Below are 25685 nucleotides of genomic sequence, written 5' to 3'. Positions count from 1 at the left end.
AGCTCTCACCGTCAAACATTAACGGTGAGAGCCTATTATTAACTCATTTGAACTGATGCTAGTTGCGCCCTATCAGATAACATTAGCCATAAAATCTCATTTAACGCCGAATCAAGATTAATACATATGTTGCCGTATGTCCAGTTCTCAATGCTATATTCAAATTCATCGTACCAGAAGTTTTGCATAAAAGAGTTGCGATACTGGTCTAATAGTTGCTGTACGGCCTCAAAATCACCATGTCCAATTTTATTTCTAAGTTTACGCACAATTTCAGAGAACAATGCGCGTTCTTCGACAGGTATTCTATCTGGAAGGAACTGCGGAAGTTTACGTTCGAGTTCTCCTACAGTTTTCCCGTTTCCTTTAGGAGTGATAATAAGCATTTCAATAAGGGACATCACTTTGAATATATGATAGGCATCATGAGATTCGTCGTTGAACACGGCATTGACTATGTAATCAAACAGCCAAAAATCTTTATCTGTGACTAAGAAATTGTCAATTAGACTACCTATATATTCTAGAGACTTTATCCCTCCTGCTGTATAGTCAGGTATTGAAATCGGATAATTAGGATGCGGATGTAGCATTGCTCCTAAAAAATTAAGTATCAAAGGCTTTTGCTGAAAATCATCGGAGTTATAAGTTGAGAAAGGTATTCGATTTGGAATAACTGTTTGAGCCGATTGTGACGACTGTATTTTACAACATAAATTCAAAAACTTTCTTGGATATTGAGGCTCGCATGTCGGGCTATCTAAATGATCGTTTTTCATCTGCAATAACGAATTATCAAAGTCTAAGACTTGGATTTCAATTAAGTGTTCAGCAATAATCTGCATGGAAGTTTTTCCTTCTTCTTGCCAACCTAATTGGAACACTATCTTTTCTAAATTATAATGTTCTAAATTATAATGGTCAGCGACCCAGGCAGTATCATATCCTGATTTTTTGAATGAAGATATCTCATGTTCATGAATTAAGAGTTCTTCTTCAAAATCATCTTGTAATCCTTCTACCCAATCTGGTGCAGGATTACAAATACCAATTCCTAATTTTTTAGAAATTATCGTTTCCGGTATCTTACCATACATATTCATCAGAACCAAATCAATCACCCCATGTAATTATTATACCACAAAAGGAGAAAATATGAAGCTAATAATCACAGAAAAACCAAGTGTAGCAAAATCTATCGCGTCGGCCCTGGGTGCTAAATCTGGGGCCGATGGTTATTTTCAGGGGAACGCCCTGATCGTTTCCTGGTGTGTAGGGCACCTTGTTTCCCCCATGGATGCGGCGGGCTATGACGAGCGTTTCAAGAAGTGGCGCTATGACGATCTTCCCATTCTGCCGGAGCCGTTCCGCTATGTGCTGGCACCGGGCAAGGAGGACGCATTTGAAAATCTACGCGCCCTGATGAACCGCCCCGATGTGGATACCATTGTCAATGCCTGCGACGCCGGACGTGAAGGGGAACTGATCTTCCGGCTGGTGTATGAAATGACTGAATGCCGCAAGCCGGTTCTTCGTCTCTGGATTTCCTCAATGGAGGACAGCGCTATCCGGGAGGGCTTTTCTGACCTGCACTCCGGTGCCGATTATGAGACCCTATATCAATCTGCCCTCTGCCGTCAGAAAGCGGATTGGCTGGTGGGGATCAATGCCACGCGCCTTTTCTCCGTTCTCTATCACCGCACCTTGAATGTGGGGCGTGTGCAAACACCCACGCTGGCAATGCTGGCGGAGCGTGACGCAAAGATCACGCTGTTTCACAAGGAAAAATATCATTTGCTGCGCCTGACGCTGGATGGAGCCGAGGCGGTGTCGGAGAAATTCACCGATTCGGCAGCGGCGGAACAGGCAGCGGCCATGTGCAAGGGTGCGACCGTCACCTGTACCTCTGTCACGAAGGAGCAGAAGAAGGAACAGCCGCCGAAGCTCTATGATCTCACCACCTTGCAGCGTGAGGCAAACCGCCTGTTTGGATATACGGCGAAGCAGACCTTAGACTACGCCCAGAGCCTCTACGAAAAGAAGCTGCTGACCTATCCCCGCACGGACAGCCGATATCTGACTTCCGACATGGCAGAAACGGTCTCCTGTGTGATCCATCTGGCGGCAAAGCTGCCGCCTTTTGATGGCTGCGGCAACTTCTTCCCGCTGGTGGAGGCCATGATCTCCGACAAAGATGTATCCGATCACCACGCCATTATCCCCACGATGGAGATTGAAAAAGCGGATATCAAGACTCTGCCCTTGGGCGAGCGCAATTTGTTCCTCCTGGTCTGCTGCAAGCTGCTGTGTGCATCGGCAGAGCCGTATGTGTATGAGACGGTCACGGCCACATTTGACTGCTGCGGCCATTCCTTCACCGCAAAGGGCAAGCGCGTCATTTCCGAAGGCTGGCGGGAAATCGACCGCATTTTCCGTGCCTTCTTGAAGGAAAAGCCTGCGGATGGGGACGGCGATACGCTCCCGGACTTCACCGAAGGGCAGACTTTTGACGGTGCGGAGGTTGCTGTTACCGAGCATTTCACCCAGCCGCCGAAGCCCTACACCGAAGATATATGCTGTGAAAGGGGGATAAGAAATTACCCATAGAAAGGAGCGTTCCCATGAAACCCAAGAAATTAGGCAACGCAAAAATCACCGCCCTTTATGAGAGATTGAGCCGTGACGATGACCTTACAGGTGATAGTAACAGCATTATCAATCAAAAGAAAATGCTGGAGGACTATGCGAAAGCCAACGGTTTTACGAATTGCGTCCACTTCACAGATGATGGTTGGTCTGGTGGAAGTTTTGACCGTCCAAGCTGGAAGCGCATGATTGAGGGCATTGAAAAAGGCGAAATCGCTGCTGTCCTTGTTAAAGATTTGAGCCGCGTCGGTAGAGATTATTTACAGGTGGGCTTTTACACCGAAGTAATGTTCAGAGAGAAAGGTGTGCGGTTTGTTGCCATTACCAACGGAGTAGATAGCGACAAACGGGAAAGCAGCGAGTTTGCACCCTTTTTGAACATTATGAACGAATGGTATATCCGTGATTGCAGCCGTAAGATAACCACTGTTTTACGGGCAAGAGGTATGTCCGGCAAGCACACAAGCAACCATTGTATCTACGGTTACAAGAAAGACCCCAACGACAAAGACCATTGGATTATCGACGAGGAAGCTGCCGAAGTAGTACGCCGGATTTATCGCATGGCCATTGAGGGAAAAGGCCCGTATGAAATTGCCCGCATATTGGCAACGGAAAAGGTTGAGCGCCCCTCTTACTATCTTGCACAACGCGGCATGGGAAACCATCAATCAAACTACAATGCCGCAGACCCCTATACATGGCGCGGCGGTACAGTTGCCGACATACTCTCCAAGCAGGAATATATGGGGCATACGGTAAACTTTAGGACTTACAAGGAGAGCTATAAAGATAAGCGCGTCAAAATGACCCCCAAAGAGGATTTAGTCATTTTTGAGAACACACAGGAAGCTATCATCGACAAGGAAACATGGGAACGCGTACAAACTCTACGAAAAACCATTCGCCGGACAGACAGCATAGGAAAGGCCAATCCACTAACCGGCTTGATGTTTTGCGCGGATTGCGGTGCAAAGATGTATAACCACAGGGGCAAGGCCGGAAATGCGCGTGACTGGGCGGGCAGACCCAACGGGAAAAAGCGCCCTGATCGTGACGAGTACAACTGTTCCCGTTACGATTTGGGCAACCAGCATTATGATAAATACTGCACGACGCACCTTATTCGTACTGCTGTTGTGAACGAGCTTTTGTTGGAAGCCATCAAGGGCGTTTGCGACTATGCGTTGAACAATGAAGCCGAGTTTATGGCACAGGTCTGCTCCGCTTCCGAGGACAGGCAGGAAAAAGCTGCAAGAGCCATTCGCCAGCGGAAGCAGCGCAACGAGAAGCGTACCGATGAACTGACCCGCCTAATCCGAAAGCTCTATGAGGACAATGTAAGCGGCCGACTTTCCGATACCCTTTTTGAACAAATGCTCTGCGATTTTGAAGCCGAGTTAAGCGATTTGACAGAAATCATTTCCCAAGACCAGCAGGAACTTGAACGCATAAGCAGGGAAACCATCAACGCCGAAAAGTTTCTTTCCCTTGTCAGAAAATATACAGACTTTTCCGAGTTGACCCCTGCCATGATAAATGAGTTTGTAGAAAAAATCCTCGTCCACCAAGCCCAGGGCAAAGGAGCAAGCAGAACACAGGAAATTGAAATTTTCTTTAATTTCGTTGGCAAGGTGGACATTCCTCACAAGGCAGTTGAACTGACCGACGAAGAAAAGGCAGCGTTAGCGGAACAGGAACGCCGCCGAGCAAAAAAAGCAGAATACAATCGACGCTATATGGAAAAGAAACGCAGACAATGGAAAGAACAGCAGGAACAGGAACAAGCTAAGCAACTGCCCCCTGCCGCCGAGCAGAAAGGAGAACACATAGCATGAGCTAATTCATGCTTGACGGTCAAGAGCCGGAAAAAACGGAAATCACACGATAGGAGCCGCCCGGACGAGGAATGGTTCGCCGGGGCGGTTTCTATTTGAAAATCCCCATTTTCCCAAAGTCAAGAGCCGGGAAAAATCCATCAAAAATGCCCCTCTCTCCAAACGAGGGCGCAGAAAGGAGCATTTATGCGAACAGGGCTTACCAAGCAGGAAAAGACCACCGACATTTGGTTTGACGAGAAAGACCCGCTTATCCATATCCGCACCCACAACACCGCCTTGAAGAAACGGCTTGCCGCCTATGCCGAGCAGCACCCCGATGTGTGCCGCCAGACCGACGCAGACCCGGAAACGGGCTGCATGGAGTTTGACATTGAGAAAGGCCGCTTCTCTTTCCGTCTGACCGCCCCATACAGCGAGGAACGCCGGAGAGCTGCCAGTGAAGCGGCAAAAGCTGCCGCAAGCGGCTTTATCAAAGGCATGGTATAATTTTTTTGAAAAACTTTTCTCTTTCATTTAGTATTTGCCGCTAAAACCGTAGTATATAGGTGAAGCCGGAAAGGAGGTGGCGCGATGATTGATGATGAAAAAATTATCGAGTTGTTTTTTAAGCGTGACCAGCAAGCCATACGGGAATTGGACATTAAATACGGAAAAATCTGTCACAATCTCTCGTACAACATTGTGAACAGCAGGCAGGACGCGGAGGAATGTGTCAACGACGCTTACTTAGGCGCATGGAACGCCATTCCCCCGGTACACCCTAACCCGCTGCTCAGCTACATCGTGAAAATCGTTCGGAACATTTCACTCAAAATCTATTGGAGAAAGGAAGCGGCCAAACGAAGCGGACACTATACGATTGCCTTAGCCGAAATTGAGGGCTGTATCGCAGACCAGAAAACTGTGGAAGATGAAATTGAAGCCAGAGAGTTAGCTCGTATCATTGAGGCATTTTTGGATACGCTGACCGAAAAACAGCGCATTATCTTCATGCGCCGCTATGCGTATGCAGATACCTATGCGGACATAGCAAAGCGCGTAGGTATCTCTGAAAAAAATGTATCCGTCCGGCTCACTCTGATCCGTCAGAAGATGAAACAATACTTGATAGAACAGGAGGTTTTTGTATGAACGCTAAATTGTTTTCCGAAGCCATGAGCGAAGTCAACGACAAATATTATGAGGAAGCCGAAAACTACCACTGCCCAAAAAACAGGTGGATAAAGTTCGCCTCTTTAGCTGCTTGCGCCGCCATCGTATTAGCAGTACCATTTGCGACATTGTGGAAACAGTTTCCGGGACAAACTATGCCACAGCCAGATTATAATCCCCCAATCATTACAAACCCAAATGGACAGTCGGACAATACCGAACAGGCTATAAGCCTTAATATCAATGAAATTGCCATTCCTGATACCGTAATTGGTAATATCAATCTTTCCGGAGACGATTTTACCGCAATATCTTATGAAGAACTGCTCAATTATTTTGATGTATCTCTTCCGATTTCAGAAACGCTCCCCTATCTTACACTCCAGAGCAAAGATTTTGGCATCTTCCAGTCAGAAAATCGTGATGTTTATTATGATGGAAATTCTGTTGTGTTCCAAAATTCCGATGGAACGCAGAGTGTCAATATCGTCCTGTCAAAAGTGTTTAAGCACACTTATGATATTTTTGATTTAAGTGATGACGAACTCAAGTTTACAGATATCAATGGTAGGGAGTTGGCTGTTTTCCACTACAAAAATGAAAACGGAGCAGAATGTTATTATGCTGAATTCTTGCAAGATGATGTTGCTTTCATAATCAGTTCGGAAAATATATCTGCGGAGGATTATGCGAAATGCCTGCAAGCATTGGTCAATAAAACACAGCAAAGCAGTAACTCTGTCCACACTATCACAGGTGAAATTATGGCAATCGACCCATACGCAAATCATATAGGAATTCGTTTGGACGAGGATAAGGCCCCGGAATACAGCCGCGGGTACGGGATTGATCTACCAGACGGACAATCTGCTGACGGATATTCGCTTGGTGACCGTGTAGAGGTAACATATACAGGGGAGCCAGCAACAATTCTAACAATATGGGCAGAGCAATTTGTGGATATTACTTTACTTCCATAAAGGCAAAAAATATAACAAGGGGCAGCCGAGAAATCGACTGCCCCTTTTCTATATCCATGAGCAGAAAGGAGCGACCAGCTATGACGAAACCAAGAGAAAAAACATGCGAGGAATTGACCGCCGAGATTGAGGACGGAAAGAAGAAAATCCTGCAGTTTGAGAACTGGGAAAAGGTGCTACGGCAAAAGCTGTCTCAAGAGGAACGCCGGACGCGCAGCCACCGGCTGATCGTCCGGGGCGCAGTCTTTGAGAGCATTGTGCCGGAAGCAAAGAACATGACCGACGAGGAAGCCACAGCACTTCTCCGACTTGCTTTGACGAGTGAACCAGCGCGGGAGTTTTTGAAAAAACGAGCCGAGAAAACGACAAGCTAAATAATCCCTTGGCAACAAGGGCGCACTTATACACCCTTGCGGGCGTGTGCGCTCTGCCGAGGGCTTATCTCCGCACAGGGAACTTTCCCCGCGCTCCGATATGGCGGCTTTGCCGCAACAAGGGGCTGCACCCCTTGCGCCGCTTACGCGGCTATCCCTGCACACCCACAAAAACGGCACACCCGCCTTTGGCGTCTGTACCATTTTTGCGGGTTTTGTTATCCTATCCGGGAGGTGATACCCATAGCCATTTACCATTGTAACATCAGCATTGTCAGCCGGGGCAAGGGCAAATCAGCCGTTGCCGCAGCCGCCTACCGAAGCGGTGAAAAGCTGACAAACGAGTGGGACGGAATGACCCACGACTACACCCGCAAAGGCGGTGTTGTCCATACCGAAATCCTGCTGCCGCCCCATGCCCCGCCCTCTTTCTCTGACCGTTCAACCTTGTGGAACAGCGTGGAGCTTTACGAGAAAGCTGGGAACGCCCAGCTTGCCAGAGAGATTGACGCGGCGCTCCCCATAGAGTTATCCAGAGAGGAACAGATCCGGCTTGTCCGGGAATACTGTTCCTCTCAATTTGTTTCCAGAGGAATGTGCGTCGATTATGCCATTCACGACACCGGCAAGGGCAATCCCCATTGTCACATCATGCTTACCATGCGCCCCTTTGACGAGCGCGGCGCGTGGGCGGCGAAGTCCAGAAAGGAATATGACCTTGACGGGAACGGCGAGCGTATTCGCTTGCCAAGTGGCAGATACAAGACGCACAAAGTTGATCTGACCGGCTGGAACGACAAGGGCAACGCCCTCTTGTGGCGAAAGGCATGGGCTGACCTTACCAACGACTTTTTGGAGAGGAACGGAAGCCCGGAGCGTATCGACCACCGCAGCAACGCCGAGCGCGGCATTGACGAGATACCCACCGTCCACATGGGCGTGGCGGCTTGCCAGATGGAGAAGAAAGGTATTGCCACCGAGAAAGGCGAACTGAACCGAAATATCCAAAAGGCAAACCGCCTTATCCGGGAAATCCGGGCGCAGGTTGGGAAGCTCAAAGAGTGGATTGCCGACCTGTTCAAAGCGCGGGAAACCGCCCCGGAACAGCCGCAACAATCCCCCGGCCTTGCAAATCTGCTGATGAAGTATTTGAGCGTTCAGAGAGAAAAGAGCCGGAAGTATTCGCAGCGTTGGCAACAACAGCACACAGCCGATGAACTGAAAACCATAGCGGCAGCGGTCAACTATCTTTCCGAGCATGGTATCTCGACCCTTGACGAGCTGGACGCAGCCCTTTCCTCTGTCAGCGAACAGGCCGACACTATCCGGGCGGGAATGAAAACCGCCGAGGAACGCATGAAGAAGCTGCAAAAGCTGATTGAATACGGGAAGAACTACACCGAGTACAAGCCCGTTCACGATGAGCTGAAAAAGCTGCAAAACGGCTGGACAAACAAGCGCGACAAGTACGAGGAAGCCCACCGCGCCGAGTTGACCCTATGGAACGCAGCGAGCCGCTATCTCCATGCAAATCTGCCGAAAGGGACAAAGACCTTGCCTATCTCTGAATGGGAAAAAGAGTACGCCACTCTCAGCGGGCAGAGAACAGCGGAATATACCAAGCTGAAAGAAACCCGCGCCGAGGTTGCCGAACTGCACAATATCCGCAAGTGCGTTGATATTGCGCTGAAAGCCGACCAGCCGGAGCAGACCCGCGCCAAGCGGCATGAACAGGAGCGATAAGGAAAAGGACGGGCAAGCTGTCCAGCTTGTCCGTCCTAAATGCTTTCCGATAAACCGGGATTTGCTTTTACCATTGTAGCTTACATTTACCAGAGGCACTCCTAAATTCCCAACGCAGATAATATCTGCTCTTTCCATCTAAGGCTATTGTACCGGATGGAGAGTGTTCATTGAGTTTTAATATGGGGTGCTTCTTCTTATCCAGCAAAAGGACCTCTATATTCCCTTTCGACAATTGTGTATCTAACAAAAATGAATATGTCCTGCTCTCGTAAAATCTTCCCATGTGCCTAACCCATCCAGTACAAGAATCCAGGGTAACCCTATCTCCGTTTTTGCCAGGCACAAACACAAATAAAATCGCTCTTATACATTTTGTTGTCGCAATTGCCCCCAAATAGTATGGAAATCCCTTAAAAATCATATATCGCACCATCTTTATGATAACTTCCAATTTGTTGTTTTTATTATACTTAGAAACTATGAACAATTCAACCGAAGAAAGCGAGGTATCAACCATGTATTACACCCAAGAACAGATAGACCGGGCGAACCAAGCCGACCTTGTTTCCTTCCTGCAATCACAGGGCGAGCAGCTTACCCGCGCCGGGAATGAATACCGCTGGAAACGGCACGACAGCTTGACCGTCCGGGGAAACAAATGGTACAGGCACAGCCAGAGTAAGGGCGGCGGCCCCGTTGATTTTGTCATGGAGTTTTTCGGCAAGAGCTTTACCGAAGCCGTGGAACTTCTCACAGGAGAAAAGGGAGCCGCACCGCCGCCGGACAGACCTTGCCCCGCGTCCCTTTCCGACTTCCGGCTACCGCCCCCAAACAGCGACAACCGAACAGCGAGGAACTACCTTACAGCAGCCCGCCACATTGATGAAGATGTGACGGGCTTTTTCTTTGCCCGCGGCGATATTTACGAGGACGCAGCCCACCACAACGCCGTATTTGTGGGGCGGGACGAGGACGGAATACCGCGCTACGCCCACAGCAAAGGAACGGCGGGAAACTTCCGGCTTGATGTGAAAAGCAGCGACAAAGCCTTTAATTTCTGCTACCGGGGCGAGGGCGACAGGCTTTTTGTCTTTGAAGCCCCCGTTGACCTGCTCTCTTTCCTCTGCCTGTTCAAAAAGGCATGGCAGAAGCAGAGCTATTTGTCATTGGGCGGCGTGGGAGAAAAAGCCCTGTTGCGTTTCCTCTCTGACCGCCCGAACATCAAGACCGTTTACCTCTGCCTTGACAGCGACCAAGCAGGAAACGACGCTTGCAGCCGCCTTGCGGAGCTTGTGCCGGAGGGATATACCGTCCACCGCCTTGTGCCGCTGTTTAAGGACTGGAACGAGGTATTGCAGCACCGGGCAGAAATCACAGACGGGAAGTATATCCGGGAAGCGGTTTACGGCTTGAAAGAGCCGCCGCAGGAAAAAACCGTCGAGATTATCCGCATGAGCGAGGTTGACACACAGACCGTTGAATGGCTATGGGAGCCGTATATCCCCTTTGGGAAAGTAACCATTGTGCAGGGCAACCCCGGCGAGGGCAAGACCACCTTTGCCCTACGCCTTGCCGCCGCCTGTACCAACCGCAAGCCGTTCCCACACATGGCGGCGCATGAGCCGTTCAATGTGATTTACCAGACCGCCGAGGACGGTTTGGGCGACACAATCAAGCCCCGCCTTATGGAAGCCGAAGCAGACCTTGACCGCGTTCTTGTCATTGACGAGAGCAAGCAGGGGCTTTCCCTTTCCGACGAGCGCATAGAGAGGGCTATCCGGCAGACCGGGGCGCGGCTGATTATCCTTGACCCCATACAGGCGTATGTGGGCGAGAAAACCGACATGAACAAGGCCAATGAGATACGCCCCATGTTCCGCCGCCTTGCCGAGATTGCCGAGCGTACCGGGTGCGCCGTTATCCTAATCGGACACCTCAACAAAGCCGCCGGAGGACAAAGCGCCTACCGGGGCTTAGGCTCTATCGACTTCCGCGCCGCAGCAAGGAGCGTCCTGCTGATCGGACGCGTGAAGCGGGAGCCGAATGTGCGCGTTATCGTCCATGACAAATCTTCCCTTGCGCCGGAGGGCAAGCCCATAGCCTTTTGCCTTGACCCGGAAACGGGCTTTTCGTGGATAGGCGAGTATGACATTACCGCCGATGAGCTGCTGTCCGGCGCGGGCGGCAACACCGCCACCAAGACCGAACAGGCGGAACGGCTGATACTTGACCTGTTGGCAGACGGAAAAGAGCTTGCCAGCGAGGACATTGTAAAGGCCGCAGCCGAAGCCGGAATATCCGAAAGGACGGTGCAGAACGCCAAGCGCAACATGGGCGGCATTTTGGGCGCAAGGCGCGTCGGCGGTCAATGGTACAACTTCATCAAGAGGAAGCAGCCACCCGAACCCGCAAGCTGAAAGTGCAAAGTGCAGACCCTTTGCGCTTTGCACTTTCGCGCTTTCAGAGTTTTAGAAGAATGACTACAAGCCCTTGTGCGCCGCAGCATAAGGGCTTTTTTCATGGAAAGGAGAGCCTATGAGCAATAAAACCAGCACCGCCGCAAACGCTTCCCCTCTGACCGTAAAGGAAGCAGAGCAACCCGATATTGTGAAGAAAATCGGAAACACGACCTATCGGGTGAAAATCCACTTCAGCACCACCAGCAAGGAAACTATGAGCGATAAAATCAAGCGGCTCATTATGAACGATTGCGGGAAAATTTCTTAAAACCACCTTGACAATATGTATCAGAAGATACCCTCCTGTCCGCTATGGAGAACACAGGCAAGGATGATATTCCCGATAAAGCGGAGCGAAAAGGTCTTGGCACGCCTGCGACCAGGGCGGCAATCATCGAAAAGCTGGTGGCAGCCGGATTTGTGGAACGCAAGGGCAAGAGCCTGATCCCCACAAAAGCCGGTATCAACCTTGTCACGGTCCTGCCGGAGCCGCTGACCTCTCCCATGCTGACCGCAGAATGGGAACAGAAATTAACGGAGATCGCAAGGGGCGGCGCTGATCCGGGTACTTTCATGGACGGTATCTGTACGATGGTCCAGGAAATCGTGTCCACCTATTCCTGCATTTCCGAGGATGGCAAAAAGCTGTTTGCCCCGGAGAAGGAAGTGATCGGTACCTGCCCCCGCTGCGGCCAGCCGGTTTATGAGGGCAAGAAGAACTTTGCGTGTTCGGATCGGTCCTGCGGTTTCGTCCTCTGGAAAAATGACCGCTTCTGGACGAGCCGCAAGAAGGAGCTGACAAAGAAGATGGCAACGGACCTTCTGAAAAAGGGACGTACCAATGTCAAGGGAATGTGGTCTGAAAAGAAACAGGCTGCTTATGACGCTGCGGTGATCTTGGATGACACGGGTGGCAAATACATCAACTTCAAACTGGAATTTCCGAAAAGAAAGGAAGGTGTCAATGGCAGAAAATAAGACTTTGGAACATTTACCCGAAGTGAGGGCGGCGGTGACTGTCCTCTCCCCGGAGGACCGGGAGGTGCTGGCGGCGGTGCAGACCTCGCCCTTCAAGCTGACAACACCAGAGCAGTTTAAGGAGTTTGCGGACAACATTGACTATTTCGTATTTGAGCCCAATATCCACGATCTGAACGATCTGGGGTGGCGGTATCTGGCACAGCACATGGATATGCTGCTGCCCCCAGAACTTCTGAAAGCAATCGACCCTGTTCCGTTTGGCAAGTACGCCATGCAGGAGGAACAGGGGCATTTTTCGGAACACGGATATATTTCTCTTTCCGGCGACGAGTGGAACCATGAACGCCCTGCGGAGCCGGAGAAAATGCCTTCCATCCGGGAACGGCTGGAACAGGGCAAGAAGGAATGTGCGGAGAAAAACAAGGCGCAGCCCCACAAGGAAAAGTCTGCGCCGGAACTGTAAGGAGGTGCTGATATGCCATATTACGATCACGACAAGGATTATCCCTTTGCCGCCTTTATCACCAATCTTGGGAAATATAACGAGGGCGAGCTTGTGGGCGAATGGGTGAAATTTCCCACCACCGCCGAGGAACTGAAAGAAGTGTTCAAGCGCATCGGGATCGGCCAGAAGGATGACTTCGGCCAGCCGTATGAGGAATGGTTCATCACGGACTATGACTGCTATGTAGACGGTCTTTACAGCAAGCTGGGTGAATATGAAAGTCTGGACGAACTGAATTATCTGGCGTCGAAGCTGGATGAAATGAGCGAAAGCGAATACGCACAGTTTCAGGCCGGTATGAAAATGGGCGACCATTGTGGCAGCCTGCAGGAGATCATCAACCTCACCGAGAATCTGGATTGCTATGAGGTTTACCCCGATATCCATGACTATGACGATCTGGGCCGCTATTACATCGAAGAACTGGACGTTATGCAGGTGCCAGAGCATTTGCAGAATTACATCGACTATGAGGCCTACGGCCGGGACGTTGCGTTGGAGGAAAACGGCACCTTCACGGATCAGGGCTATGTGCGTGATACAGGCGATAGCTTCCATGAGTATTATGACGGCGATCGCGGCAGTATCCCGGACGAGTACCGGGTGATGGCCTTCCAGGATGATCTTCCCGAAGAAGAAAAATCCGAGTGGGCTATGGATATCGCCTTTGACATGGATGAGTTTTTCCGTCAGAACGATCCGCAGTATGCAGCGGAGCACCCAGAGGCGCACGCCGCAAAGGAAGAACTTTACGAAAACCTGATGGTGGGACGCATTTCTGCGCTGGATGAAAAGCTGGCGGCGCTGGGGCAGACGCAGGAAGACTATCTTCCTTCGGAGATTGAAAAGTTCAAGGATGCCACGGGCTATGAAGAATTTCTTGATTTTGATCCGGCGGAGGTCAAGGCCGCTTTGGATGACTCGGAGAAGTCCCATGCGGATGAAATGCTGTCCGCTGCGGAGAAGGTTGCCTCGGAAAAGATGACTGTGCTTGTAGTGGAACCTATGAAGGAACCCTATGTGAAGGAGATCAACCCCGATCTTCATTCCCTGCAGGCGGAGGTCGGCGGAGACATTGGCGCAACTTATCCCTATTCTGACCCGGTGGCGCTGGTTTGCAATGATGAAGGAAAGCTCATAGGGCTTGATCTGAACCGTGGGCTGCGGGATGAAAATGGAGAAATTTATGATATCGTAGCAGGGACTTTCCTGGTGGTTGGACTTGGTGAGGAAGATTTTGCGTCCCTGTCCCCGGAACTGATCCAGAAATACACGGAACAGTTCAAAACGCCGGAACGATTTATGCAGATCAATGGCAATATCGTTGTTCTCCCTGTCCCGGCAGAGAAGCAAGACCTCGCTTATCTGCCAGACCGTTTTGAAACTGGCGAACGTGTGCAGACTCCGAGGGGCAGCTTTCAGGTGACGGCTATGAGCCGGGAGCAGATGGAGGCAGCCGGGTATGGCGTCCACCATATTTCCGATGATGGAAAGTATCTTATCATGGGAAACGGTACACGGGCCTTTGCCGTGGCAGCGGAGCAGCCGGAAAAGGACAATCCTCTCCGCACCGCTGAAATGACGCTGGAGGATGACTACGGCATGATCGACGGCGTTATCAACAACGGCAGACGCGGCGAAGAATTGGAAAAAGCCCAGGAGTATGCAGAGCGGACAACGCCGGAGAAGCCTTCCATCCGTGAGAGGTTGGAGGACGCAAAACGGGAGTGTGCCGAGCACAAGCCCCCGGAGGGCAAGAAGACCGGCCGTGATGTGCCGGAGCATGACTGCCTATGAGTCGAAGCAAGAAATGGCGGCTGGAATGGGCGTTCTTCCTGGGTGAGAACGGCAGGCGGCAGTATAACCATATCTGTAAAAAATGTGTTCACGGCTGCAAGCAGAGTTTCCGGGCGTGTCTGGTCGCTTGCCCGCATTACAGTTCCAAACGGGCTGAGAACTGTGAGAATAAGGGTGGAAAAGCCACAGAATAATCCCCTGTATTCGCAGTTTCAAAGAGAACCTATATGACTTGCAGATGCTATCCTAGATAGAGGATATCCTCTTTTTGGCATGCCGATTTGTTTGATTTTATGGGATTTGATATTTACACTATGACAGTTAGAAGTTCCATTTCATAGACAAATGGTAAAGCAGACGCCGGGCACGGCGGCCATATGCCCGCTTGCGTCCGGCATTCTTTTTTGCCCATTTCTACGCATTAAGAACAGCAATTTGACCGGTATAGAATAGTTGTCTGTCCGCATTACAGTTCCAAACGCTCTAAAATTTGTGAGGATAAGGGTGGGGAAACCGCAGAATAATCCCCTGTATCCGTATTTTCAAAGGGAGCCTTTATGATTTTTCATGTGTCGGTCTGCTTGCTGGCACATGAAGAAAAAGGCTTGATTTCAAACACTTTCTGTCACGCAAAACGGGAGTACAACTTTTCGGTTCATCCGATTGGCTGTACTCCCACTTTTTTTATTTGTTTTCGTCATTATCAGGTTTTTCCGTTTCCGCTACACTTTCTATCATGTCAACGACTACGGCATTAAGCTGTGCGGCGCTCTGCGATGTAATGACTGGTCGCCCGGTATCCTTTTCAATATCCTGTCGAACCTGACCGGCATAGCTGCCGCCGCGACGGGCAATCTTTTGACTTTCAGAAAAGCCTTCCGGCTGATGTGCTTTTGACAGTTCTGTGGTTGTTGCCTCTGCCAGCATATTCAGAACAATTTCCATCGTGCTCATATTATCACGAAGGTTTTCTTTTTTCAGACCTTTCAGCTTCTTATATTGCCGAGTAGTCATGCCGGACCATGCTTTCGTAATCTCATCGGTGAGAATGGCATATTCTTTGCCTTGCTGTACGCCGCGCTCCTGCCATTCCGCGGTAAGCTCATTACGGACACGGATAGAAAGAAGTCGCTGATGAATCCAGTCTGTATCATATCCCTTTTTTTGATAGGTCTCTAATGCACGGTCGATTGCCTGTTCCGGGTCAATCGTTTCTTCAATGCGTTCACGGCCGACCTGCGCAAGCCAGAGTTTGAACGGTTCAGCCTTAGGTGATGGGATGGACTGAATAATGCGTAAAATCTGTTCAGCCGTTGCCGCCAACACTTTACGCTTTTTGCCTGTTGCACCCATCATTGCTACCTGGGGACAATTTGTCCCCAGGTAGCTTGCAAGCTGTTCATCACGCTTACGCATTTTTTTGAGGTAGTCTGTTGGATTAGAGCTATCTGTCAGGACAGCAATAACATCCACAACAGAGAAATACCATTCTTCTTGTTCTTCGTCCCATGCGGTGCGTATTTTTCTATCTTCAAAAAGCTGGATGGAATTATTCTCGTCCATGTGCTTCAACCTCCTTAGAGTATGTATTTTAATTTTAACATGAATGTGTTTCTATTTCCATATGAGAAGAAAATTTCGCCATAGTGGGTATTGTTGGAATGTTCATGCGTTTTATTGCCATACTAAAAAGCCCGATTCAAACACTTTTTATTACGCAAAATGGGAGTACAGCTTCTCAATTCATCTGACTAGCTGTACTCCCATTTTTTTGCTTATTTTCAGAACCGAATTCCTAATAAACCGCCATCCTCTTGTTCGTCTGAAATGCGAAGGACAATACTGCTGTTGAATTGATGGGTAAACTCATCATCAAATTCCTGATATGGTATCATATCAGAATTGATAAGGCATATATATTGAAATCCGAGTTCACTACTTTTTAACAGAGCAAGCATCAATGCTCTTGCAACTTGCCGCTCATCTACTCCATCAAAAATTGTACTATCATGCACCAGAAAGTCAGGATATTGAGTCCTTGAATGTCCAAGTTCAGCAAGAACCATATCATAGCAGAAAACCTTCATGTAGTTTACGCCTTGACTTCGAGAGCTCTTAATATCAACGCCAAAAGAATATCCATTTTCATTCAAATCAATCGTCAGTGTACCAGCTTCACGATATAAAAATTCCGTATTCGCCTTAAATAAAGAAATAGCTTGTTCACGAGTTTGGATTCTTTCGTTATAATCTTGGCGCGATTTTATCAAAAGCTCTTGACTTTCAATTTTTAAGTGGCTTTTACTATCTTCAATATATTCTGCTGATTCGAGCCTCTTTTTTGCGTCTTCCAAAAGTTGCTTTGCTTTTGCATATCGATCTTGAATGAGTATATACTCAGCTAATGCACCATGAGTTTCCAGTATTTTCATTCGTTCCGCCCGCTGAGAACTGAGATTCGCAATTTTTTCATTTAGCTCATCAATTTCTTTTCGCAGAGACATAATTTCACTATGGAGATATTCTTTACGATTTGTAACAATCGCTTTGTGAAAATTGATTACTTCGGAAAGTGGTCGAAGAATTGAGTCTTGAAACAAGACTCCCGCTTCAGCATATATTTTTTCAATATCAACAACGGGCAGGCTCGGTGTTTCATCACTATAACTTGTCTGATACCTTTCCAGTAGTTGTTGGCGAAGAACAAGCGTATTTGTGCATATATGAATCTGCTCAGTCAAATTATTAGCATCCTTAGAAATATCCTCATACTGGGGATGAACTTGAAAAGATTCTAACTGTTCTTTGAGCTTATCGACATCATTTTGGCGAGTGATAACTTCTGTACTTAGTTCTCCAATGTTTAGACTAAATGTTCCTATGACACCAGATTTTGCAGCTTGTTTGTAATCATCAATGCCTTTCTTCTTCTCCTTTAGACTCTGAAATTGAGAGGCGTATTCCATGCTTAGATTCAGAAAGTAAGCATTGCATACTTGTACGCTAGAAGCTTTTTGACGGGAGAAAAACTCAAATGCACTTTTATATCCTTCAACATTTTTGCGGATAGCATAAGAAATCAATTCTCGAAAGGATGGAACATGTTGCTGATTATTGTCAACTGTTTCAATACCATAGAACTCAGATAGCATTGCTCTATTAAAAGTGCCGGGTGAAACATAGTAACTATGTTGGGATTTATCATACTTACAGTCAAAGTTGAGAGATGATAAATCTCCGTCAATATAAAGTTTTCCTGGACAATCCGTAAAGCGTTCGATACTATATGCTTTCCCTTTGATATCTATTTCTAAGATGAAAGACCAGCCTTTAAGATTTTCATTCTTAAATACGGAATTTCGATTCACCTGAGAACCCAAGCAAAAATGTATGATCTCAACTAATGTTGTTTTTCCAGCGCCATTTCGTGTACGCTTTTCTTCGGTATCACTACCACGCTTACGATCCGCCAAAACAACATTAAAACCAGAATGAAACACTACCGGTTTGAATTTTGGATTATTGCTTCTAACTGAGTGAATCATTCTTACACCTCACAATCAAACCATCCTTTATAGTAATGGCATCAATTAAATACAGAAAATCTAACGTCAGCAAAAATTTCTCATAATTTGCTAAAGTTTCATGATTTTTAGATTTATCCCATAGTAACGATACGGTCTGCGGTTCAGAAATTTCATCTAATACGATGGCACCACAGTTTAATAAAGAATACTCAAGTTTTATATTTTTGTCCGGCAAAATCATTTTTCGAACACCTCACACTTTTCGAAAAAGTAGGTTAGTATGCCAAGACCTGCCGCTTTATAGGAAAAATCAGAATTATTCCCGCTTGCAAAAGTCCAAAGCTCATCAAAGATTTCATAGTTATCTAATCCACTCGACTTCAGGTCTCGATACTTTTGAGCCATAATATTAGTCAATTTTGCAGCAAATAACGGGTCCGGGTGTCTGTTTAAGTAATCTGCAATCGTGAAATTGCTGGATAACCCCATCGTTATATATCCTTGAACATCTATCAAAGAATTTTTCTTGATTTTCTCATCAATTTTCAACAGAGAAAAAGATGATGTTGTTTGCGCAGACGCTGTTGATGATACCAAATACTTTGCCAGTACTTCTAATTCAGCAAAGCTGTAAGAAATAGATTTTTCTTCTAATTTTTGTGTAACCCATTGTTCGTGTTGCGCTTTTAGAGCGAATAGTTCATTTGCTGGATATGAAGCCACATCCGTATCAATCTTTTTGTGACAGTTGCAGCAAAGAAAAATTAAATTTTGTTCACTATTTACGAAAGAAGAATCTTTAGTTGCGTCATATCGTGCAGCATCAGGCTTTTCACCATAAATATGAGCGTTTTCACCAACACATGCAGCAGAAGGGTTTCCAACATCGACCAAAATTGTCTTGCACATGGCACAACGATTTCCGCTTTTTGTATGTAGCAATCGCTCATCTCTCCTTGAAATAGTAGCCTTGTTCGACATCTTCTCACCCCAGTACATATAATAATCCATAATCATTATACTTTGGTTAGAAAGATAGGTCAATATAGCTTCCATTATTTCTGTTATAATTGAAAATCATGCGCATGGTTTAATTCTTTTGGAACGGCCAGCAGTGCATCCACATTTTGCTTGACGGTCTCGTATTTCTGGGCTTCGGTTCTTGCGGTTTTGTACTCCGCAAGAAGGCGTTCCTTTTCTGCGCTGAGATTGGCAAGCTCCGTTTTCATGCTTTCCGTTGTCGGCAGCGGTACAGCCCCCAGCCGTTTCAATTCTCTGGCGGCCGCTTCAAAAAGGATGATCTCGCTCTCATGCCCCCGCAGGAACTTTTCTTTATCATTCGATTTACGGTATCGGTCATAAAGTGGCTTTAGCTGACGGTAAGTTCCGGCATGCTTCATCACAAGGGCAAGTTCGGCACTTCTACTTTCTATCCGCTTGATCTCTGCATGAGCGGTATCCCTGCGTGCGGATATTGCGGTCAATTTGCTTTCCAGTTCTCCATAACTGCTTATCCCGTGTTCGGTCAGGAAATTCATGGTCTTGGCGGCTTGTTTCAGATTGTTCAGCTTCGCCCAATGGGTGAAGCCTGCGCTCTGCTGTGCCTTGATATTGTTCTGGATATCAATGAGCAGACTGATTTTTCCGTTTTGCTGTTTCGGCTGGCGGGAAGGTCTGGAGCGTCCGGCAATTCGGGCGGCAAGGGCTTCTTCGGTGTAGTCCATCCCCAAAGTTTTCAGACGGGTAAACCGTTCCTGATCCGGCGCTCTGGCGGAGATATATTTGCCCCGCTTGATCTCATAGCCTTCTCTCTGCAGGCAGCGAAGCAGTTCTTCTAAATCGGGACAGGCTGGCAGGAGCCGGTCAATGGCCGCTTTCAGCTTTGCCTTATAGCTGGTGCCGTTCTGCGTAGCCTGATGTTCAATATAGCTCTTGCCCTTGTCCTGTCCTGGGATGATGACAGACAGACCGTGTTCCTTGCAAAGCCGATCCGAGGTGCGGCGGATATAGTGATAACTCCGCTTGTTGGAATGATAGTGCTTATGATCCGCAAAACTGACCGCATTGAAAATCAGGTGGTTATGAACATGATTTTTGTCTATGTGAGTGGTAAGTACAAATTCATACTTGCCACCCAGGATTTCTTTTGCAAGCTCCATGCCTATTTCATGGGCCTGTTCCGGCGTAACCTCCCCAGGCTGAAAGGCTTGGATCAGGTGGCGCCCCAGGTTCGTTCCCTTGTCGATGGCATGGCGGCGGGTCCAGGCAAATTCAATATCTGCCGTTTCGGCGGCGCAGCCATAGGAGGATACAAGCAGCTTTCCGTCCGTCTTTTCCGGGTTGCAGATATAGTCAATGGCGGCTTTCAGCGTTGACTTGATAGGATGCGTCTTTGTAACTGCCATATCTCGTCCAGCCTTTCCCGTATCTCGTCCATATCGGCCTGATACGCAGGACCTCCGGCGTTGATCCGCTTGGCTATCTGGTTGATGTTCCTGCCGATGGCGGACAGTTCCGAGGTAAACGCTTTGATCTCCGTGGTGTCGGTGTAGATGATATACCCGTCAATCGCCATCTTTCGGAGGTAGGCGCCATATCTGCGTGTCGGTAACTGGCTCATTTTTTCGTCTATGAGCCGTTTTTCATCCTCCGTGACATAGAATTTCATTTGAATATTCCGCTTTCGGTTTGCCATTCGCCGCCTCCGTTCTTCATAAGGGTTTGGGACTATCCCAACAAGCAATTTTGAATTTCCGGGTAAGGGACCTGAAAATCTCAAAATTCGCAAGCGGGTACTCGCTTGCTGTGCTTGCTATCGTAACCCTTCCCTCGTTTTCCCCTCTATCAATACTACAATTTGAAACGGAGATTTTGGCTGCATTGTACCGAGATATGAGCACAAATATATGATAGATATATCATGCCTTGTATTCTTCGAACAAATGAAATATAATAAGAAATGTTGTCGGAGGTGCAAATATGGACTATATGACACTCAAAGAGGCAAGCGAGAAATGGGGCGTTTCGTCCCGTCAAGTCAACTATTACTGCGTCGAGGGCCGTATTCCCAGCGCTGTGAAAATGGCCGGTGTTTGGTTGATCCCCAAGGAAACAGACAAACCCGCTGATAGACGATATAAAAAGCAGGTGAAAAACGAAAATGAAAATTCTGTTGGTTGAGGATGATTTGGAAATCAGCAAGTTATTAGCTGAATTTTTGCAGGAAAATGGATATGAAGTTTTTTGCCAATATGACGGGCTTCATGTATTGGATTGCCTGCGGGAAAATAATATCGACTTGATTTTGCTTGATATTATGCTTCCATATCGAAATGGTGATACCGTACTTACAGCGGTAAGAGAATGTTCTACGGTTCCAATCATCATTATTTCTGCCAAAGGAACAACGCAAAACAAAATAGATTTACTGCGTCTCGGTGCAGATGATTATATTACAAAACCGTTTGATATGGAGGAAGTTCTGGCCAGAATTGAAAGTAATCTCCGTCGAGTGCAGTTTCAAAAAGATACTCCTACCTATTTACGTCATGGCGATTTGATTTTGGATTTGAACGATAATACCGCCTTTTTGCAAGGCAGCGAATTGACTTTGACGGCAAAAGAATTTGCAATTTTAGAGTTGCTGATGAAATACCCGGATAAAATATTCTCAAAAGCAAATTTATTTCAAAGTGTTTGGAACACCGAGTATATCAGTGAGGATAACACATTAAATGTTCATATAAGTAATCTCCGTAACAAATTAAAAGCCGTTTGCCCGGACAAGGACTTTATTGATACTGTTTGGGGTATTGGATACCGTTTACACAAAGCCAGAGATTAGACCTCTGGCTTTAGACATTTTTTAGAGATTTCTGTTTGGATTTAAGAAATTCTTTATGATTGCCTCTTACAATCAATCATAAAGGAGGTTGATAACATGAGTTCCATCATTTTACAGGCACATAGTCTGACAAAAAAATACCGGCATACTGTTGCCTTAGATCATATTGACTTGCAAATTGAGAAAGGGAAAATCTACGGTTTTATCGGTCAGAACGGAGCAGGTAAAACTACTTTTCTGCGATTGGTTACAGGGCTGGCATTCCCGACCAGCGGTACTTTAGGCTTATGGGGAAAGAGTTCGGCAAAAGATTTGCAGGAACAGAGAAAGCGGATTGGCTGCATGATTGAAACACCTGCACTATTTCCGGCCATGACAGCTTATCAAAATATGGAGATACAACGCATCCAACGCGGCATCCCCGATAAAACAGTGATTGAAAAAACTTTGAATGTGGTTGGCTTAAAGGACACTGGCAAAAAGAGTGTTCGCAATTTTTCTTTGGGTATGAGGCAACGGCTGGGAATTGCAATCGCTCTCTTGAACACGCCAGAATTTTTAATTCTCGATGAACCGATCAACGGACTTGACCCTGCCGGGATTGTCGAAGTCAGAAATTTGCTGAAATCCTTGAACAAGGAATATGGAATGACAATTTTGGTGTCCAGCCATATTTTGGAAGAATTATACCAAACTGCAACAGAATTTATTTTAATTGACAAAGGAAAAATCATTGAAGAAATCTCCGATCAAGAATTGAATGAACGGTGTAAACGGCATATTGCAATCAAGGCTACCGACCCGCAAAAGGCGCTGCTTGTGTTGGAAGAAAAACTTCATACAGAAAATTTCAAGTTGATGCCGGATGGGACAATTCGCCTGTACGATTATCTTGATGATTTGGAAAAAGTCGCGGCTGTTTTGTCGGATGCGCATATTCTCGTTACAGGGCTTTCTGTATCCGGCGATACATTGGAAGATTACTTTTTAAGTAAGATAGGAGGTTCAGAAAATGTTAAATCTCCTAAATACTGAGTTTTATAAACTGTTTCATAGCCGGTACTTTTGGGGGATTGTGACGTTTAATCTTTTTTTGAGCAGTGTGCTGCTGTTAGACAGTATTGGAGAAACATCCAGTCTATTCTTTGCATCGCTATATAATGTGCCTATTCTCTTTTTTCTGGCAATCGTCTTTTCTGCGTTGTTTGTTGGAAATGACTTTGGACAAAGAACGCTGCAATCATATATCATTGCAGGCCATAACCGAGGACAAGTATTACTTGCAAAACTGATTGCCTATCAAATAGCCTGCATAACGATTTTAGCTTTACCATTACTGGTACATGGATTGATTGGTAGGGTTTGCTTCAAAGAAAGTTTCGTGAGTGTTAGCGGCAATCTCTATACCGTTTTGGCAGTTGTAGTTTCTTTATTTGCAATGTGCCTGTTGCCGTTCTTCTTTGCGCTTCTGTTTCGTGATATAGGAAAAACTTTAGCTGTCCCAATGGTTCTCTTTTTCCTAATGATATTCTTGATGAATGGAGATCAGGCACTCTTTATTTCGCGAATATTGCCAATGGGACAGCTCCGACTGATTGCATTGCAGCAATTTACCCCATCTATGGTACAATTTGTTTTCACAGATTTTTTGTGGATATTCATTTTATATTTTGGCGCTTATTTGGGATTTAGGCATTCCGATTTGAAGTGACAGGGAGGTATCGAAATGAGTAATCTATTAAAAATGGAAAGATACCAATTATCACATAATTTCTTGTATTGGTGTGGCATGGTAGGCATCTTTCTAATTGGCTTTTTTACGGCAGAAACTTATGTCCCGGAAGTTATGGGAACAACCGGCGGGGCGGCTACTTCCCTTGCGGATATTTTTAACGGAATGGTTTATGACTCTACATTTCTTCTCATTCTGATGTCCAGTATTCTAGCTTTGATTTTAGGACAGGAGTTTTCTTATCGGACAGTAGATCTTGAAATAACTGCGGGCCATTCCAGAAAATCAATCTTCTTTTCAAAGGTAATCACATATTTGATTGCGTTTAACGTCATGGCTCTTGTTTATCCCATTGCCGGGTGTATAAGAGAATTTTTCAGATTTGGATTTATTGACGGAGGAAACTTTATTTATCAGGCTGCTAAGGCGGTTCTATACTCTTTACTTTTGAACAGTGCTACTTTTTTCATTGCAATCTGGATTTGCTTTTCACTGCGTAATTCTGCAAAAGCGATTGCTGTTACAGCCGTTACAACGTTTGTACTTAGTCTTTATCTGGGTTTTGGAATGATGTTGAAATTTCCAGTAGCTTTTTTGCCAACTTATCAAATAAGGGAGGCAGTTACCAGCACAGCAATCTTCCAACCATTCCCGATTTTGATTGGAATTGTTTGGGTTGTTACGTTGTTGATTTTATCATGGTGCAGCTTTCGGAAATGTGAATTAAAATAGATTTCAATTAGAAAACGGAAAGAAGGAGGTGTCTAAAATAGAGCTACTGCTATTGATTGTATTTTTGCTGTTGCTTATCTTGCTATTCAAATATCTTCAAACAAAACGGCAAATCCGCAATCTATCAAAACAGATAGCTGAATTGGTAAATGGCAAATCCGAGAAAATGCTGGACATCTCTTTAATTGACAAAGATTTGGAACAACTGGCAGGAATACTAAACCAGTATAACGATAATCAAAGGCAGTTGATTGCCAGTACGCTTCGCCACGAAAACTATCTGAAAGAGTCGATTGCAAATATTTCACATGATCTACGGACACCATTGACCGTTATACTCGGACATTTACAGCTATTAAGAAAAGAAACTCTGACAGACAAGCAGGAACAGCGAATAGAAACCATTTTTCACAAAGCAGAAAGAATGAAAGAATTGGTACAGACTTTTTATGACCTGTCTATTTTGGATGCCGAGCAGATAACACCCCGGCGAGAAGATTTTAACCTGTCTAATTTGCTGATAAATCTTATTACAGAGAATGCTCCTGCATTGGAAGCAAAAAATATATCACCTGAAATTGATTTGCCACCCCATTCTGTCTATCTCAATTCTGATTACAGCATGGTGGAAAGGATTTTACAAAATCTACTGACAAATGCGATACGTTATTCATCCGGCGACATAAAAATGGGCTTAAAGCAGACAAGGAAAAATAGGGCTATTTTCACGATTAAAAATCCGATAGATAGCAAAACTGAAATAAATCCCGCCCGCCTCTTTGAACGATTTTATACAGGGGACGCATCCAGACACAACAGTGGTACAGGAGTAGGACTTGCGGTTGTAAAGTTACTGACGGATAAACTAGGCGGCAATGTTTCTGCTGAAATTAAATCCAATGTATTGACTGTGACACTCGAAATCCAATAATTTTTCATTCATCTGCCGGACGACGGCAAAAGAAAAAAAGCCGTCGTTCGACAGACACTACCCATGCTTATTTATCGCTGCGGCGGCTTTGAACAAATCAAGGCCGCCGTTCTTTATGCCCTCAACAAAGGAGTGATGCCCATACGCTGACATGGCGGCTTTAGGAGGGAGCCGCCATGAAGCACACTGACCACCGACAAATTCAGACGATATTTGCACTATCGACAAAAAAGCCCGGCCACCGAACCGGCCCCGTCTGGCAGGCAGCGCGAAAATTTTCAAAATGTAACTGAATACCGTATTTTTTGCGCTCGAATGGCTTTTCGCTGTCCGGGCGCTTTTTCATACCTATGGGGCTGGAACATCGGGCCATCATGGCCCGAACCTTGCCCCCGGTGCCGCTCCCCGCCCCGTTTCGCTCTGACCCACTGGCCTGAA

Annotated in this window: 25 protein-coding genes and 1 pseudogene; 18 read left to right on the top strand and 8 right to left on the bottom strand. The window is 46.6% G+C overall.

What is annotated here, in order from left to right; all coding sequences use genetic code 11:
* Positions 1–38: 38 nt before the first annotated feature.
* Complete coding sequence (locus NE623_RS10135) at positions 39–1112, bottom strand: hypothetical protein (RefSeq protein ID WP_256272277.1); 1074 nt, start codon at positions 1110–1112, stop codon at positions 39–41.
* Positions 1113–1155: 43 nt separating this feature from the next.
* Between NE623_RS10135 and NE623_RS10130 the strand changes: the two genes are divergently transcribed.
* The 7 genes from NE623_RS10130 (at position 1156) to mobQ (ending at position 8736) form a co-directional block, all read left to right on the top strand.
* The gene (locus NE623_RS10130) at positions 1156–2607 is read left to right on the top strand and encodes a DNA topoisomerase (protein ID WP_442490238.1); all 1452 of its coding nucleotides are present in this window, start codon (positions 1156–1158) and stop codon (positions 2605–2607) included.
* Between the two features lie 14 nt (positions 2608–2621).
* Complete coding sequence (locus NE623_RS10125) at positions 2622–4484, top strand: recombinase family protein (RefSeq protein WP_256272278.1); 1863 nt, start codon at positions 2622–2624, stop codon at positions 4482–4484.
* A 186-nt stretch (positions 4485–4670) separates the two neighbouring features.
* Positions 4671–4973 (top strand): hypothetical protein, encoded by a 303-nt coding sequence (locus NE623_RS10120; RefSeq protein ID WP_256272279.1) that lies wholly within the window; start codon positions 4671–4673, stop codon positions 4971–4973.
* An 84-nt stretch (positions 4974–5057) separates the two neighbouring features.
* Positions 5058–5618 carry an RNA polymerase sigma factor gene (locus NE623_RS10115; protein WP_256272280.1) on the top strand — a complete coding sequence of 187 codons (561 nt, stop codon included), beginning with the start codon at positions 5058–5060 and terminating at the stop codon, positions 5616–5618.
* Entirely contained in the window at positions 5615–6619 is a 1005-nt protein-coding gene (locus NE623_RS10110) for a hypothetical protein (RefSeq protein ID WP_256272281.1), read from the top strand. Before NE623_RS10115 ends, NE623_RS10110 begins: the two co-directional genes overlap by 4 nt.
* Before the next feature lie 80 nt (positions 6620–6699).
* Positions 6700–6993: a DUF3847 domain-containing protein gene (locus NE623_RS10105; RefSeq protein WP_256272282.1), complete on the top strand. Its 294-nt coding sequence runs from the start codon at positions 6700–6702 to the stop codon at positions 6991–6993.
* A gap of 234 nt (positions 6994–7227) precedes the next feature.
* Entirely contained in the window at positions 7228–8736 is a 1509-nt protein-coding gene (gene mobQ, locus NE623_RS10100) for a MobQ family relaxase (protein ID WP_256272283.1), read from the top strand.
* Positions 8737–8803: 67 nt separating this feature from the next.
* Here the strand turns inward: mobQ and NE623_RS10095 are convergent, their stop codons facing one another.
* The gene (locus NE623_RS10095; RefSeq protein WP_256272284.1) at positions 8804–9256 is read right to left on the bottom strand and encodes a hypothetical protein; all 453 of its coding nucleotides are present in this window, start codon (positions 9254–9256) and stop codon (positions 8804–8806) included.
* On the opposite strand from NE623_RS10095, the gene NE623_RS10090 reads away from it, so the two are divergent.
* From NE623_RS10090 to NE623_RS10070, 5 genes and pseudogenes are all read left to right on the top strand, one after another.
* Complete coding sequence (locus NE623_RS10090) at positions 9255–11156, top strand: AAA family ATPase (protein WP_256272285.1); 1902 nt, start codon at positions 9255–9257, stop codon at positions 11154–11156. The genes NE623_RS10095 and NE623_RS10090 overlap by 2 nt on opposite strands.
* A gap of 118 nt (positions 11157–11274) precedes the next feature.
* On the top strand, positions 11275–11466 hold the full coding sequence (locus NE623_RS10085; protein WP_256272286.1) for a transposon-encoded TnpW family protein: 192 nt from the start codon (positions 11275–11277) through the stop codon (positions 11464–11466).
* Between the two features lie 20 nt (positions 11467–11486).
* Positions 11487–12176 (top strand): annotated as a pseudogene (locus tag NE623_RS10080) (DNA topoisomerase); the annotation flags it as partial.
* A complete protein-coding gene (locus NE623_RS10075) occupies positions 12163–12642 on the top strand; it encodes a hypothetical protein (RefSeq protein ID WP_256272287.1) in 480 nt (159 codons plus the stop codon). The pseudogene NE623_RS10080 and the gene NE623_RS10075, both read left to right, overlap by 14 nt.
* Before the next feature lie 12 nt (positions 12643–12654).
* Entirely contained in the window at positions 12655–14481 is a 1827-nt protein-coding gene (locus NE623_RS10070; RefSeq protein WP_256272288.1) for an antirestriction protein ArdA, read from the top strand.
* A 684-nt stretch (positions 14482–15165) separates the two neighbouring features.
* Here NE623_RS10070 and NE623_RS10060 read toward each other — a convergent pair.
* The 6 genes from NE623_RS10060 to NE623_RS10035 form a co-directional block, all read right to left on the bottom strand.
* The gene (locus NE623_RS10060; RefSeq protein ID WP_442490237.1) at positions 15166–16053 is read right to left on the bottom strand and encodes a BRO-N domain-containing protein; all 888 of its coding nucleotides are present in this window, start codon (positions 16051–16053) and stop codon (positions 15166–15168) included.
* Positions 16054–16262: 209 nt separating this feature from the next.
* Positions 16263–18026 (bottom strand): DUF2326 domain-containing protein, encoded by a 1764-nt coding sequence (locus NE623_RS10055; RefSeq protein ID WP_256272291.1) that lies wholly within the window; start codon positions 18024–18026, stop codon positions 16263–16265.
* Positions 18010–18249: an ABC-three component system middle component 6 gene (locus NE623_RS10050; protein ID WP_256272292.1), complete on the bottom strand. Its 240-nt coding sequence runs from the start codon at positions 18247–18249 to the stop codon at positions 18010–18012. The genes NE623_RS10055 and NE623_RS10050 overlap by 17 nt, the downstream gene beginning before the upstream one ends.
* Positions 18246–19019 (bottom strand): HNH endonuclease, encoded by a 774-nt coding sequence (locus NE623_RS10045; protein WP_256272293.1) that lies wholly within the window; start codon positions 19017–19019, stop codon positions 18246–18248. Before NE623_RS10045 ends, NE623_RS10050 begins: the two co-directional genes overlap by 4 nt.
* Before the next feature lie 53 nt (positions 19020–19072).
* Complete coding sequence (locus tag NE623_RS10040; protein ID WP_256272294.1) at positions 19073–20413, bottom strand: relaxase/mobilization nuclease domain-containing protein; 1341 nt, start codon at positions 20411–20413, stop codon at positions 19073–19075.
* The gene (locus tag NE623_RS10035; protein WP_256272295.1) at positions 20374–20703 is read right to left on the bottom strand and encodes a MobC family plasmid mobilization relaxosome protein; all 330 of its coding nucleotides are present in this window, start codon (positions 20701–20703) and stop codon (positions 20374–20376) included. The genes NE623_RS10040 and NE623_RS10035 overlap by 40 nt, the downstream gene beginning before the upstream one ends.
* Before the next feature lie 284 nt (positions 20704–20987).
* On the opposite strand from NE623_RS10035, the gene NE623_RS10030 reads away from it, so the two are divergent.
* The 6 genes from NE623_RS10030 (at position 20988) to NE623_RS10005 (ending at position 25247) form a co-directional block, all read left to right on the top strand.
* Complete coding sequence (locus tag NE623_RS10030) at positions 20988–21188, top strand: helix-turn-helix domain-containing protein (protein ID WP_256272296.1); 201 nt, start codon at positions 20988–20990, stop codon at positions 21186–21188.
* On the top strand, positions 21169–21852 hold the full coding sequence (locus tag NE623_RS10025; protein WP_256272297.1) for a response regulator transcription factor: 684 nt from the start codon (positions 21169–21171) through the stop codon (positions 21850–21852). Before NE623_RS10030 ends, NE623_RS10025 begins: the two co-directional genes overlap by 20 nt.
* A gap of 96 nt (positions 21853–21948) precedes the next feature.
* Positions 21949–22887 (top strand): ATP-binding cassette domain-containing protein, encoded by a 939-nt coding sequence (locus NE623_RS10020; RefSeq protein WP_256272298.1) that lies wholly within the window; start codon positions 21949–21951, stop codon positions 22885–22887.
* Positions 22865–23563, top strand: coding sequence for an ABC transporter permease (locus tag NE623_RS10015; RefSeq protein WP_256272299.1), 699 nt, complete (start codon positions 22865–22867; stop codon positions 23561–23563). Before NE623_RS10020 ends, NE623_RS10015 begins: the two co-directional genes overlap by 23 nt.
* Before the next feature lie 15 nt (positions 23564–23578).
* Positions 23579–24316 (top strand): ABC transporter permease, encoded by a 738-nt coding sequence (locus NE623_RS10010; protein ID WP_249249756.1) that lies wholly within the window; start codon positions 23579–23581, stop codon positions 24314–24316.
* Positions 24317–24344: 28 nt separating this feature from the next.
* Complete coding sequence (locus tag NE623_RS10005) at positions 24345–25247, top strand: sensor histidine kinase (protein ID WP_256272300.1); 903 nt, start codon at positions 24345–24347, stop codon at positions 25245–25247.
* Positions 25248–25685: the final 438 nt, after the last annotated feature.

This window comes from Gemmiger formicilis, from assembly GCF_024462815.1.
Lineage (GTDB): Bacteria > Bacillota > Clostridia > Oscillospirales > Ruminococcaceae > Gemmiger.
This window is presented reverse-complemented; position numbering and strand designations above follow the sequence as displayed.